Origin of the sequence: Pseudomonas sp. REP124, from assembly GCF_020164475.1 — a bacterium.
Taxonomy (GTDB): Bacteria; Pseudomonadota; Gammaproteobacteria; order Pseudomonadales; family Pseudomonadaceae; genus Aquipseudomonas.
The window spans coordinates 1-9912 of record NZ_JAIQWX010000195.1 but is presented as its reverse complement, the minus strand read 5'-3'; the positions used below and the strand labels follow the sequence as shown (position 1 = coordinate 9912).

At 59.0% G+C, this 9912-nt stretch carries 7 protein-coding genes; 5 read left to right on the top strand and 2 right to left on the bottom strand.

Annotated features, from left to right (window positions below; translation table 11 throughout):
• Positions 1–90 precede the first annotated feature (90 nt).
• Complete coding sequence (locus K9857_RS27925) at positions 91–1458, bottom strand: inorganic triphosphatase (protein ID WP_224541402.1); 1368 nt, start codon at positions 1456–1458, stop codon at positions 91–93.
• Between the two features lie 157 nt (positions 1459–1615).
• On the opposite strand from K9857_RS27925, the gene argE reads away from it, so the two are divergent.
• Both argE and argA read left to right on the top strand, forming a co-directional pair.
• Positions 1616–2785, top strand: coding sequence for an acetylornithine deacetylase (gene argE, locus K9857_RS27920; protein WP_224541400.1), 1170 nt, complete (start codon positions 1616–1618; stop codon positions 2783–2785).
• Positions 2786–3046: 261 nt separating this feature from the next.
• Positions 3047–4345: an amino-acid N-acetyltransferase gene (gene argA / locus K9857_RS27915; protein WP_175379691.1), complete on the top strand. Its 1299-nt coding sequence runs from the start codon at positions 3047–3049 to the stop codon at positions 4343–4345.
• Positions 4346–4471: 126 nt separating this feature from the next.
• Here the strand turns inward: argA and tauA are convergent, their stop codons facing one another.
• Entirely contained in the window at positions 4472–5461 is a 990-nt protein-coding gene (gene tauA / locus K9857_RS27910; protein ID WP_224541398.1) for a taurine ABC transporter substrate-binding protein, read from the bottom strand.
• A gap of 365 nt (positions 5462–5826) precedes the next feature.
• Between tauA and K9857_RS27905 the strand changes: the two genes are divergently transcribed.
• The 3 genes from K9857_RS27905 to K9857_RS27895 all read left to right on the top strand — a co-directional run bounded on the left by K9857_RS27905 (position 5827) and on the right by K9857_RS27895 (position 9874).
• On the top strand, positions 5827–7158 hold the full coding sequence (locus K9857_RS27905) for an OprD family outer membrane porin (protein ID WP_224541396.1): 1332 nt from the start codon (positions 5827–5829) through the stop codon (positions 7156–7158).
• 438 nt (positions 7159–7596) lie between these two features.
• Positions 7597–8943: an OprD family porin gene (locus K9857_RS27900; RefSeq protein ID WP_224541394.1), complete on the top strand. Its 1347-nt coding sequence runs from the start codon at positions 7597–7599 to the stop codon at positions 8941–8943.
• 292 nt (positions 8944–9235) lie between these two features.
• Complete coding sequence (locus tag K9857_RS27895) at positions 9236–9874, top strand: peroxiredoxin (protein ID WP_224541393.1); 639 nt, start codon at positions 9236–9238, stop codon at positions 9872–9874.
• The last annotated feature ends 38 nt before the right edge of the window (positions 9875–9912 follow it).

Genomic DNA, 9912 nt, shown 5'->3' with positions numbered 1-9912 from the left:
TCTTTTGGGGCCGCTGCGCGACCCAACGGGGGCAAGCCCCCTCGCCACAAAGGGTGTTTGGCTTAGCTGTCTGGCATTAGGTCGAAAGCGTTACAGACGCAACAACATCTTCCACGCCCGGTTCTGATACACCGCAATCGCCTGCTGCTTGCGCGCATCCAGGGCTTCGTCGGTGATCGGTTCGTTGGCCAGTTGCGCCAGTTTGTTCAGCTCGCCGTACAGACGATCCATCTCCGGAATGTCCAGCACGTTGCGCGCGTGGTGCAGCCAGACCTGGATGCGTTCGATACGCGGCAGTTGCTCGGCCAGGTCTTCGGGTTGCTGCTGGTAGCGTTGCAGTTGCAGCGAATTGGCTTCTTCGCTCAACAGTCGCGGCAGCCAGCTGCTCAGTTGCGCGGCGCCCTGGCGATTGCCGCGAGTGTTGCGGTCGGCGGCCCAGGTGCGGGCCAGCAACCAGCGCGAAGTGGTCAGCGAGAACAGGCCCCAGCGCGGGTCTTCCAGCTCTTCGAGGAACTGCTCCGGCGCGGCTTTGCGGATGTCTTCATCGTCCGCACCTGCCTGGACCAGCGGGCGCCAGTCTTCCAGCAGGGCGTCGAGGGCAACGCGCAAGTCGTGGGTCGATTGACGCGGCGCGGCCTGGCCCAGGCTACTGATCAGCGCACGCAGTTCGGCGAGGTTTTCCACCCAGTCCTGCAGCAGGCGCCAGTGGCCGTTGAAGCGATATTGCTCGGCCAGGCGCTGGCTGCTGCCCAGCAAATGCCAGGACAGCGCGGCGAAGGCTTCGTCCAGCGGGGTTTCGGCGGTCAGTTGCGGCGCCGGCAGGCTCAGCGAATAGCTGTTGGCGTCATATAGGCGATAGCCGCGTTCGGCCTTGCTGATGTCGCAAGGCATCAGGGCCAGTTTCTCGGCCAGTTCCGCGGCCAGTTCCAGCAGCGCGGCAGGTTCGCCTTCGCGCAGCTCCAGTTCCAGTTCGCAGATTTCTTCTTTCTGCTTGCCGACCACCACATGGCCCAGGTCCAGCGCGGCTTCGATGACCACTTTGGCCTTGCCGCGGCCCCAGGCGATTTCGGCGCGTTCGCGGACGAAGTCGGTGGTGAAAATCGGCTTCAGGGTTTTCTTGTCCAGTTCGGCCAGGGCTTCGGGCCAGCATTCGCCGTCGAGCTTCTTCAGGTCGAGCTTGGCTTTGGGCAGATTCCAGTCGTATTCGTTGCGCACCGACAGACCGGCGATGCTCTGGCCGCGGGTCTTGAGGGTCTGAATCACTTCATCGCCATCCTTGCGCAGGCGCAGGGCAACCTTGGCGTGGGCCAGGTCGCGCTCGGGGGTGTCGAAGTACTGATTCATCAGCTCACGACGTTCCCAGCCGGACTTGATACGTTTTTTAAGCAGTGGATGCTCGCGCAGGGCGGCGAGGGTTTCGCGGCTGACGCGGAGTTTGATTTCGGTTTCTTTCTGCATGGCCGGAAAATCCAGGATCGGGAGCGCAGCCGGGGGGAATGTATGGCTGCCAAGGTCGTGCAGTGTACAGGACTCGACCCTGCTTCGCCGTGCGACGGTTTATTCCTGTCGCCGGATGGCTCTATGATGGACTTCAATTCGGGGGTTGGAGTCTGCGATGCCTTTGCCGTCCATGAAAGATCAGTTCGCTGCGCTGATCGCTGCACCGTCCGTCAGTTGTACCCAGCCAAGGCTCGATCAATCCAATCGTGTGGTGATCGACCTGTTGGCCACGTGGCTGGGTGATCTGGGGTTTGCCTGCGATATCCAGCAGGTCAGCCCGGGCAAATTCAATCTGCTCGCCACTTTCGGTTCCGGTCCCGGCGGGCTGGTGCTGGCCGGGCACAGCGATACCGTGCCGTTCGACGGTGCCCTGTGGAATACCGATCCGCTGAAGCTCACCGAAGTCGACGGCCGCTGGGTGGGTCTGGGCAGTTGCGACATGAAGGGCTTTTTCGCCTTGGCCATCGAGGCGCTCATACCTTTGCTGGATCAACCGTTCAAGCAGCCGCTGATGATCCTCGCCACCTGCGATGAAGAGAGCTCGATGTCCGGTGCCCGTGCGCTCGCCGAGGCCGGGCGGCCATTGGGCAGGGCGGCGGTGATCGGCGAGCCGACGGGGTTGCGACCGATCCGCATGCACAAGGGCATCATGATGGAACGCATCGACATCCTCGGGCAGAGCGGCCACTCCTCGGACCCGCGCCTGGGCCACAGCGCTCTTGAAGCCATGCACGATGCCATCGGCGAGCTGCGCGGCCTGCGCCTGTTGTGGCAGCGCGAATTCCGCAATCCGCAGTTCGGCGTACCGACCCCGACCATGAATTTCGGCTGCATCCACGGCGGCGACAACCCCAACCGCATCTGCGGCCAGTGTTCGTTGGAGTTCGACCTGCGACCGTTGCCGGGCATGGACCCCAAGGCCTTGCGCGCCGAGATTCTGCAGCGGCTCACGCCCGTGGCCGAGCGGCATCAGGTGAAGATCGATTACGCGCCATTGTTCCCCGAAGTGCCGTCGTTCGAGCAGGACGCGGATGCAGAATTGGTGCGGATCGCCGAAAAGCTCACCGGTCACAGTGCCGAAGCGGTGGCATTCGGCACCGAAGCACCTTATCTTCAGCGACTTGGCTGCGAGACCGTAGTGCTCGGCCCCGGCGACATCGCCTGCGCCCACCAGCCGGGAGAATTCCTTGAAATGTCACGTTTGCAGCCTACGGTGCATCTATTACGGCAGTTGATTGAACATTACTGTCTGAAACCGGCTCAAAATCCGGTCTCTGCGGGTTAAACGCACTCACTGTAGGAGCGAGCATGCTCGCGATGGTCGTCAACGATGACGCGGGCTGTCTGACACCCAGCGGTGTCTGTGCCACCATCGCGAGCATGCTCGCTCCTACAGGATGTTTGCGTTTAAATTGCCAGTGTCCCAACCCGTATTCATGAGGAGAGCGCGCGTGTCGCCAAGCCTGTTCCGACGATAACCATCAGCCCGCTGTGCGTTTTCTGTTCGCCCTTTTTTTCGGCTGCTATTTATTACAGGCCCAGGTTCATGCCCGAATACGTCAATTGGCTTCGTCACGCTTCCCCTTACATCAACGCCCACCGCGATTGCACCTTTGTCGTCATGCTGCCTGGCGACGGCGTTGAGCACTCCAATTTCGGCAATATCGTCCACGACCTGGTGCTGTTGCACAGCCTGGGTGTGCGTCTGGTGCTGGTTCACGGTTCCCGCCCGCAAATCGAAGCGCGTCTGGAAGCTCGTGGCCTGACGCCGCATTACCACCACGGCATGCGCATCACCGATGCCGCGACCCTGGAATGCGTGATCGACGCCGTTGGCCAATTGCGTATCGCCATCGAAGCGCGCCTGTCCATGGACATGGCGTCCTCGCCGATGCAGGGTTCGCGCCTGCGGGTGGCCAGCGGCAACCTGGTGACAGCGCGGCCGATCGGCGTGCTCGAAGGCGTCGACTATCACCACACCGGCGAAGTGCGCCGGGTCGACCGCAAGGGCATCAATCGCCTGCTCGACGAGCGCTCCATCGTGCTGCTCTCGCCCCTGGGTTACTCGCCGACCGGTGAAATCTTCAACCTCGCCTGCGAAGACGTCGCCACCCGCGCCGCCATCGATCTGGGCGCGGACAAGCTGCTGCTGTTCGGTGCCGAAGAAGGCCTGATCGATGAGCACGGGCGTCTGGTGCGTGAACTGCGTCCACAGCAGGTGCCGGCGCATCTGCAGCGTCTGGGCAGCAACTATCAGGCGGAATTGCTGGATGCGGCGGCCGAAGCCTGCCGTGGCGGCGTGGCCCGCAGCCATATCGTCAGTTACGCCGAAGACGGCGCGCTGCTGACCGAACTCTTCACCCGTGACGGTGGCGGCACCCTGGTGGCCCAGGAGCAGTTCGAAGTGGTGCGCGAAGCGGCCATTGAAGACGTGGGCGGATTGCTGGATCTGATCAGCCCGCTGGAAGAGCAGGGGATTCTGGTGCGTCGCTCCCGCGAAGTGCTGGAACGCGAAATCGAGCAGTTCAGCGTGGTCGAGCGTGAAGGCATGATCATCGCTTGTGCGGCGCTGTATCAGATTGCCGATTCGGATGCCGGTGAGCTGGCCTGCCTGGCGGTGAACCCGGAGTACCGGCATGGCGGTCGTGGCGACGAGTTGCTGGAGCGCATTGAAGATCGTGCCCGAGCCCAGGGTTTGAAAACCCTGTTCGTCCTCACCACCCGCACGGCCCACTGGTTCCGCGAGCGCGGCTTTGCGCCAAGCAGCGTCGAGCGCCTGCCATCGGCGCGGGCGTCGCTGTACAACTATCAGCGTAATTCGAAGATCTTCGAAAAGGCCCTCTGAACACAATCCAAACCCTGTAGGAGCGAGCACGCTCGCGATGGTCGTCAACGATAACGCTGGGCCCCTGAAGCCCCGCGGTGCCTGACCCACCATCGCGAGCGTGCTCGCTCCTACAGGGGACTCGTGTCAGTCCTGCACGAACTTCGCACTGACATACGGCGAATAATCCGGCAGTACCGTCTCAACCTTCCCCTGTTCCTTCAAGAACTTCGCCGTCTCGCCAATCGCCTTGGCCGTGCCGCCGTCGAGCAGCGCGCTGGTCTGTTGCGCCTTGGCATCCGGGAACGCTGATCCTGCGAGCAATTCCGGTACGTCGGCGGCATTGGCACCGGTCAATTTGGCGATTTTTTGCACCGGCACGGAGTCCGCCGTCCAGCTGTCCTTATGCGCCGCATAGTCGGCAAATGAGTCGAGGGTAACCTTGGCGAATTTCGCCACCACTTCCGGGTGCTTCTCGGCGAAATCCTTGCGCGCGACCCAGACCTCGAAGGTCGGCGCGCCCCATTGGCCGACCTGGGCGGCATCGGTCAAGGTCTTGCCGGTCTTGCGAATTTCCCCCAGCGCCGGCGACCAGACGAACGCGCCGTCGATGTCCCCACGCTTCCACGCCGCGGCGATTTCCGCCGGTTGCAGGTTCACCACTTTGACTTTCGAGGTGTCCAGGCCCCAGTGCTTGAGCGCGCCGAGCAGGCTGTAGTGAGAGGTGGAAACGAAGGGCGTGGCGATGGTCTTGCCGATCAGATCCTGCGGTTTATCGATGCCGCTGCCGTTGCGTACTACGAGGGCTTCAGCAGCATTGATCTGCGCTGAAACGATGAACGCCACGATCGGCAGATTGCGCGACGCGGCGGCCGCCAGCGGGCTGGAGCCGAGGTTGCCGATCTGTACATCACCCGAAGCAATGGCGGTCACTACTTCCGGGCCGCTATTGAATCGACGCCAGTCGATTTTCTCACCGATGGTTTTTTCGTAGAGGCCGTCTGCCTGGGGGACTTTGCTCGGGTCGATACCGGTCTGGTAACCCACCGTGAGGTTGGCCGCGTGCGCGGTGAAAGAAAAAAGCAGCGATACACAAACTGTCACAATTGGTCTGGATAGTGCGCGTCTGGTGGTCATGGCGTTGTCCTTTTCGACTGGTTTTGTTTCAGGATTGCTTCAAAACCTAATCGATATAAGAAACGCAAAATAAATAACATTTAGGAATTAGCTTATTAGCCAGCCGCTCTATTCTGAGGGAGTGCAGGCGCGGTGAGCTAAATACCTAAATGGTATGAGAAAAGAAGCCATCTGTTCTTTTCAGGTTTGTGACAATTTCATGACCCTGCATGGACCAAAAAACCGGGGATTAGACTATGGTCGTAGACACACATAGTTACGATTGACTTGTGAGTCACCGACCGGCGCTAATCGCGCATCTTAGGATTCCAGGCAACTGACCCGGAACCAGGACTACAAGAATTAGAGACGAGAGGAGCTTATCAATGAACAAGTCCACCTTGGCCTTGGCCGTGGCCTTTGGGGTTCTGGCGCAGCAGGCAGCCGCCGCGGGTTTCCTGGAAGACAGCAAGGCTTCCGTCAGTTCTCGCACCATGTATTACAACGACGATAACCGTGATCCAGGTGGTTCCGATCAGCGTGAAACTGCTGAAGGTCTGAAGTTCGACTATCAGTCCGGTTTCACCCAAGGCACCGTTGGTTTCGGTATCGATGCTCAGGCGCTGGTTGGTATCCATCTGGACGGCGGCAAGGGCCACCACCCTGACTCCAACACCTTCTTCCCAAGTGACACCGATGGTTCGGCTGTACACGAGTGGAGCCGCGCATCGGCTAACGTGAAGGCACGCTTCTCCAAGACCGAAGCTCATCTGGGCGGCGCTCTGCAGCCCAACATGCCAATCCTGGTCGCGAACGATAGTCGTCTGCTGCCACAGACCTTCGACGGTGGCACGATCACCTCGAAGGAAATCGATAACGTTACCTTTAACGCCGGTCAGCTCGAGCACTCGGCGGGTCGTGCGTCTTCCAACTCCACTGGCTTGGCAGTGGCCGGCGGTACTCAGGACAGCAACCAGTTCCGCTACGCTGGTGCTGACTGGAAGGTCACCAAAGACCTGATGTTGCAGTACTACTACGCGAATCTGGAAAACTACTACAAGCAGAACTTCCTTGGTCTGGTGCACGTTTACCAGATCGCTCCAAACCAGTCCTTCAAGACTGATGTGCGTTACTTCGACAGCAGCTCCGATGGCAAAAATGGCGATGCCGGTTATTTCTTCAATAACAATGGCGGCTATGCAAGCAATCCTAATGAGGTCGATAACAAGACGTGGAGTGCAATGTTCACCTACACCTTGGGTGGCAACGCGTTTCTGCTCGGTCACCAGCGTGTCAATGATGACGGTGGTTTTGTTTACCTGAACCAAGGCAACGTGGTTGATGGCAACGGTCGTAACGAAGGCAACGGCGGAACCAGTTTCTACCTGTTCACCGATGCCATGATCAACGGCTTTGTGCGTGCGGGCGAAAATACCACTTTTGGTCAGTACAGCTATGACTTCGCCGCAGCGGGTCTTCCCGGTTTGAAAGCGTCGATTGCCTATCTGCGTGGCGAAAACATCAAAGCCAGAAACGGGACTGGCAGCGACATGTCCGAATGGGAACGTGATATGCGTGTCGACTACACCATTCAGCAGGGGACCTTCAAAGGTTTGGGCGCGACTCTCCGTCATGGCGTATACCGCGGTAACGCGGAGAACCTTGCCGATAAAGACCAAACCCGTCTGATCTTCAACTACACCTACAGCTTCATGTAAGCAGTCGGCGTAAAAAAAAAGCCTCGTCCCCGGACGAGGCTTTTTTTTGGGTCAACTTTTTTATTCCATAAAACTAACTATCGATGATTTTTTATTCTTTTTAGATTTTTACCCAAACGTCTACAGTAGCTCCCACCTGACCAACAGGCCCCGCGACACCCCGGTTCACTTATCCGTTGCACCCTCCCGATCACCACGACTACAGGAATCGGTTTAATTGCCGATATTATTTCTGGTCGGACATCGTACGACTAGTTATATTCCATCCCGATATAAATAGGGTTTGGGTGATTCAATTCGGTTTTATGAACGGGTATGCTGCGCCGCCCAATTTTCAGGGGCAGGTTTCACTGCGGGTTCGTGGTGCCACTCATGCGAATCAAGGATCCAGGGCAATCGACCCCGGACCTAAAAATTAGAAATTACAGGAGCGAAACAATGAACAAGTCCACCTTGGCCCTGGCTGTGGCCGTTGGGGTTTTGGCGCAGCAGGCAAGCGCCGCCGGTTTCATCGAAGACAGCAAGGCCACTCTGGGTCTGCGTAACTTCTACATCAACACCGACTACCGTGACGGCACCGGTAACGTTCCGAACAAGAACGAAGAGTGGGGCCAAGGCTTCGATCTGCGTTTCACTTCCGGTTACACCCAAGGCACCGTTGGCTTCGGTATCGACGCGATCGGCCTGTTGGGTGTGAGACTGGATTCGGGTGGCGGCACTAACGGTGCGTCGAACAACTCCTACGGCGGCACCGTCTTCCCGAGCAAGTCCAACGGCGAAGCGGTAGACAACTTCTCCAGCCTGGGCCTGACCGCCAAGGCCAAGGTCTCGCAGACCGAGCTGAAGCTGGGCACCCTGCAGCCAAAACTGCCGGTGATCGTGACCAACGACGGTCGTCTGCTGCCGCAAACCTGGCAAGGTGGCCAGATCACCTCCGGTGACATCAAGGACCTGACCCTGGTCGGTGGCCAGATCGAGCAGGCCAAGGGCCGTAACTCGAGCAACAACCAGCAACTGTCGATTTCCGGTGCCAACGGCCGCACCGCAGCAGGTCGCGACAGCAACAAGTTCATCTACGGTGGCGGTGACTACAAAATCACCAAAGACCTGACTGCCCAGTACTACTACGGCAATCTGGAAAACTTCTACAAACAACACTTTCTGGGCCTGACCCACAACTGGGCAATCGGCCCGGGCGTGTTGAAGTCCGACCTGCGTTACTTCAACAGCAGTGATGACGGTGCCAATGGTCACGACGTGAACTACTACACCACCGGTAACTACAACGCGCCGAACGGCAAGGGCAAAGTCGACAACAACCTGTACAGCGGCCTGTTCCTGTACACCGTCGAAGGTCACACCTTCGGTGGCGGTTACCAGGTCAGCAACGGCAGCAGCGACTTCCCTTGGCTGAACCAGGGCGACGGTTCGTCGGCCTACATCATCACCGACATGCAGATCCAGAAGTTCGCCCGTGCCGGCGAGCGCACCTGGCAAGCACGCTACTCGTTCGACTTCGCCAAGGTTGGCGTACCTGGCCTGACGGCGGGTGTGGTTTACCTCAAGGGCGACGACATCGATACCGTCAACGCTGCCGGTCGCCAGGCGGCCAACGGCGCTTCCGAGTGGGAACGCGACCTGACCGTGGGTTACGTCGTTCAGTCCGGAGCTCTGAAGAACCTGGGCTTCATGTGGAAAAACGCCATGTGGCGCACCGACCTGCCGAACACCCGTTCCCAGGACGAAAACCGCCTGATCGTCAGCTACTCGATTCCGCTGCTGTAACAGCGCGCGGGTAACCGACGAAAAAAAGCCCCGCCCGGCATCACGCCGGGCGGGGCTTTTGCGTTTCAAGGCGGAGTCACCCCCGTAATCCCGCCCCGAAACGCCCCTTTTTTGCAGCAACTCAAGGCCTTCTCGAACCTTGTGAGCGATGTTCGGCCCGATGGCTGATCAGGTCCAGTGAACAGATGTTTAATATTTCTTTATGGTCTAAATAAATCAATATTTATTCTTTTTAATAGATAAGAAACCCAGGCACAGTGGAGTTCAACAAGCACTCAGAAGGAGCAGCACCATGGGTATCAGACTCGGCGACATCGCCCCCGATTTCGAACAGAATTCCAGCGCCGGTACCATCCGTTTTCACCAGTGGCTGGGCGATAGCTGGGGTGTGCTGTTCTCCCACCCGGCGGACTTCACGCCGGTGTGCACCACTGAATTGGGCTTCACCGCCAAGTTGAAAGACGAGTTCGCCAAACGCGGGGTCAAGGCCATCGCGCTGTCCGTCGACCCGGTGGACTCCCACCATCGCTGGATCGAAGACATCAACGACACCCAGAACACCGTGGTCAACTTCCCGATCCTCGATGACGCCGATCGCAAGGTCTCGGACCTCTACGACCTGATCCATCCCAATGCCAACGACACCCTCACCGTGCGCTCGCTGTTCGTGATCGATCCGAACAAGAAAGTGCGGCTGACCATCACCTACCCGGCCAGTACCGGCCGCAACTTCAACGAGATCCTGCGGGTGATTGATTCGCTGCAGCTCACCGACAACTACAAGGTGGCCACCCCGGCCAACTGGCAGGACGGTGACGAGGTGGTGATCGTGCCGTCGCTCAAGGATGAAGAGGAAATCAAACAGCGCTTTCCCAAGGGCTATCGGGCGGTCAGGCCCTATCTGCGTCTGACGCCGCAGCCAAATCGCTAACACACGCCATTGCCCGTATCCGTATTTGTATCTGTACC

Bases quoted from the DNA above. Each gene is read 5' to 3' on its own strand.
- argA (WP_175379691.1), top strand. From the start codon at position 3,047: ATGCCCGAATACGTCAATTGGCTTCGTCACGCTTCCCCTTACATCAAC.
- K9857_RS27905 (WP_224541396.1), top strand. From the start codon at position 5,827: ATGAACAAGTCCACCTTGGCCTTGGCCGTGGCCTTTGGGGTTCTGGCG.
- K9857_RS27895 (WP_224541393.1), top strand. From the start codon at position 9,236: ATGGGTATCAGACTCGGCGACATCGCCCCCGATTTCGAACAGAATTCC.
- argE (WP_224541400.1), top strand. From the start codon at position 1,616: ATGCCTTTGCCGTCCATGAAAGATCAGTTCGCTGCGCTGATCGCTGCA.
- tauA (WP_224541398.1), bottom strand. From the start codon at position 5,461: ATGACCACCAGACGCGCACTATCCAGACCAATTGTGACAGTTTGTGTA.
- K9857_RS27925 (WP_224541402.1), bottom strand. From the start codon at position 1,458: ATGCAGAAAGAAACCGAAATCAAACTCCGCGTCAGCCGCGAAACCCTC.
- K9857_RS27900 (WP_224541394.1), top strand. From the start codon at position 7,597: ATGAACAAGTCCACCTTGGCCCTGGCTGTGGCCGTTGGGGTTTTGGCG.